This window comes from Aquitalea sp. S1-19 (assembly GCF_024343515.1).
In genome coordinates this window covers 1-2,711 of record NZ_RJTZ01000211.1, presented here as the reverse complement: position 1 = coordinate 2,711, position 2,711 = coordinate 1, and the positions used below count along the sequence as shown (strand labels likewise).

Here is a 2,711-nt window from a genome sequence, read left to right as displayed (position 1 = left end):
TGCCCGATGCCAAAGCTGCACGCAGCCCCATGTCCAGCCCTGCCCATGCTGCCAGCCCGGACTCGGACCAGGCCAGCAACCCCAGCAACAGTACGGCCAGCGTGCCCAGCACCCCATGCACGGACAAAATATTGCGAATAAACAGCGCCAGGGCATAAGCCGTATCCCCGGCACCGGTAGGCAATAGATAGCGGCCGTTTTCGCGCAACCAGGCCAGCGGCATCGACCGCCCGGCCAAGGCATCGCCTTGCCGGGCCATCGTCCGGGTACGCCGGCTGGTACTGAACCGGGGCGGCGGCTCGACCCGCATCACTGCATAGGCATCAGCCGCCGCGCTCTCGGGCGTAGTCTCCTGGCGAAACCGTCCCGGAACAAACAGGCTGCAGAAAAAAGCGCCAAGATAGCCACCTCCACTGACGGTAGACAAATAATCGAAGCGCGCCAGCCATGATCCCTCGCCCTGCAGGCTATCCCTGTCCGAGCCTGTTGCCGGCACAGATGCATCCTCCAGCCGCGCCTTGGCCAGCGCCTGCATCACCCCCAACGAGAAGGTCGCACTGCGTATCCCGCCGCCGGATAAGGCCAGCGCCAGTTTCGGACCATCCGCTGCGCGGCCAAAACGCTGCCGGCGCCGGGCAATACGGACACACTCCTCGGAAAAACAGACAGGGTCAGCCGTTTGAGAGACAGGACGGGGCATGACATGCTCTAGAACAAGAAAATAGAGTCATAGCCATGTATTGCGGCAAAAGCAAAAGCGGGACACGCGTTTTAAAACAGGCCATGCGGACAAGAAAATGGCCGGAACCCGGCGTCCCATCAAGCCGAACGACAAGTGCGCCAGCGGAAAGCCACCAGGGCCAGCATCTCAGGTCACGACCTCCAATACTCGGCGCGTCCGGCGCCCTGCGCGAACGCCGCCGGCTGGCGGCGACCTGACTAGCGCCAGAAAAACACCGCGCTGAGCACCAGACCCAGCGTCACCACAAAGCCCTTAAGCCAGGCTTGCGGAATGCGCCGTGCCAGATGCACGCCGCCGATGCCGCCGGCCACCGTGCCCAGCAGCATCACCCCGCCATACACCCAGTCCACCAGACCGGCGAGCATGAAGGCCAGCACGCCGCCACCTGCAATCAGCACCGACAGGCCGTTTTTCAGCGCACCCTGCCGCAGCAGGCTGTCCGGCAACGCCAGCGCGAACAGCGCCAGCATCATCACCCCCATGCCGCCGCCGAAAAAACCGCCATACACCGCAATGGCAGACTGTGCGGCCACCAGCAACGGCAGCGGCCAGGCCCGCGCGCCGGTGAATGCCGTCAGCCGCTTGCCCTGCCAGAACAGCAGGGTCGCCAGCAGGATCAGCCACGGCACCAGCGTCATAAAAAAGGCATTGGACACCACGCTCACCAGATAGCCGCCGCCGATGCCCCCGGCCACGCTGGCGATGGCCAGTGGCAGCAGGCCCTGCTGACCACGCAGTTCGCGTCGCATGGCCAGGCTGGACGCGACATAACCCGGCCACTGCGCGACCGAACTGGTGGCATTGGCAACAATGGGCGGCAGGCCGGCAGCGACCAAAGCCGGAAAGGTAATCAGCGTGCCGCCGCCGGCTACCGCGTTCAGCGCACCGGCGACAAAGCCGGCACCGAACAGCATGCCACCCAGTTCCGGGCTCATTGCCCGCCCGTCACATAGGCGGCGATCACGTCGGCAATGCGTGCGATATCGGCGGCGTTAACCTGCCAGTGGGTGACGATGCGCATCTGCCCGTCTTCCGGCGGATTGGCCTTGATGCCGGCAGCCGCCAAGGCCGCCATCAGGCCATCCACTTTGATAGCCGGTGCCAGCGCAAACCACACCATATTGATGTGCACATCGTCGAGATTAAGACTGATGCCATCTATCGCCGCCAGACGTTCGGCCAGCACACGCGCGTTGGCGTGGTCTTCGGCCAGCCGTCCCGTCATCTCGCGCAAGGCGACAATGCCCGGTGCGGCGATCACGCCAGCCTGACGCATGCCGCCGCCCATCAGCTTGCGGTTGCGCCGTGCGCGCGCGATAAAGTCGGCACTGCCGGCCACAATAGAGCCCACCGGGGAGGCCAGCCCCTTGGACAAGCAGCACATCACCGTATCAGCGTGCTGCGTGATGTCTTTCACGTCGCAGCCCAGATAGGTGGCGGCATTAAACACCCGTGCCCCGTCCAGATGCACCGGTACGCCATGGCGGCGGGCGATGGCGGCGGTTTCCGCCATCACTGCCAGCGGCACCACGCGCCCGCTGGAATGGGCATTTTCCACGCAGATCAGGCCGGTTTTCGGCCAGTGGATATCGCTGCCGGTACGCCATGGCGGCGGGCGATGGCGGCGGTTTCCGCCATCACTGCCAGCGGCACCACGCGCCCGCTGGAATGGGCATTTTCCACGCAGATCAGGCCGGTTTTCGGCCAGTGGATATCGCTGCCGACGCGGATACGCCTGGCGATTTCAGCCGGGTCCATCACCCCGCGCTCGCTGGCAACGGTGCGCAGCTGCACGCCGGCAATCACCGCCGCGCCGCCGGTTTCGTGCCAGACAATATGGCAGTCATCCCCCAGAATCACTTGCCGGTTTTCGGCCAGTGGATATCGCTGCCGACGCGGATACGCCTGGCGATTTCAGCCGGGTCCATCACCCCGCGCTCGCTGGCAACGGTGCGCAGCTGCACGCCGG

4 protein-coding genes are annotated in these 2,711 nt (G+C 65.1%); all 4 read right to left on the bottom strand.

Annotated features, from left to right (window positions below; genetic code table 11):
* Positions 1-700, bottom strand: a 700-nt coding sequence (locus EGI20_RS17290; RefSeq protein WP_498632956.1) for a patatin-like phospholipase family protein, incomplete at its 3' end; no start/stop codon positions are given.
* A 239-nt stretch (positions 701-939) separates the two neighbouring features.
* A complete protein-coding gene (locus tag EGI20_RS17285; protein ID WP_498632955.1) occupies positions 940-1,677 on the bottom strand; it encodes a sulfite exporter TauE/SafE family protein in 738 nt (245 codons plus the stop codon).
* Positions 1,674-2,300, bottom strand: coding sequence for a threonine aldolase family protein (locus EGI20_RS17280; RefSeq protein ID WP_498632953.1), 627 nt, complete (start codon positions 2,298-2,300; stop codon positions 1,674-1,676). Before EGI20_RS17280 ends, EGI20_RS17285 begins: the two co-directional genes overlap by 4 nt.
* Positions 2,301-2,305: 5 nt before the next feature.
* On the bottom strand, positions 2,306-2,602 hold the full coding sequence (locus EGI20_RS17275; protein WP_498632951.1) for a beta-eliminating lyase-related protein: 297 nt from the start codon (positions 2,600-2,602) through the stop codon (positions 2,306-2,308).
* Positions 2,603-2,711 lie beyond the last annotated feature (109 nt).